At 57.0% G+C, this 382-nt stretch carries 1 protein-coding gene; it reads right to left on the minus strand.

The window, feature by feature from the left end:
* Positions 1-211: hypothetical protein (locus tag AC1D34_RS38375; RefSeq protein WP_476827125.1), on the minus strand; the 211-nt coding region annotated here is incomplete at its 3' end.
* Between the last annotated feature and the right edge of the window lie 171 nt (positions 212-382).

A 382-nucleotide genomic window follows, 5' to 3' on the forward strand; every position in this document is an offset into this window, starting at 1 on the left:
GGCTCATCCTTGAGGGGATGATCCGGGCTGCCGATAACAAGCTCAGAAGATCCGGGCTGCCGATAACAAGCTCAGAATAACAAGCCGCCTCGTCGAAGGAGAAACGGCCGCCATTCTCTGGTCGGCCATTTTCGAGGCCGACCTGAGCTCTGGGAACCTCATCGAACTGGAAAGTGYCGTAGGGCAGAAAATCGCCATCGCGGTCGCTCACGCCATGAGCGCCCCATTACGCCCCGTGTCGAACGCACGCTAAGCGGCGAGACTAGGCTCAGGACCTATTAATTAGGAATGATCTGTGATTCACCGTCTCTGATGAGGAGGCGGTGATGGATGATTTGTTCCTGCTGAGCGAGCCGCAGATGGCGCGGATTTCGCCGTACTT

This window comes from Allobosea sp. P1_A7 (assembly GCF_056406775.1).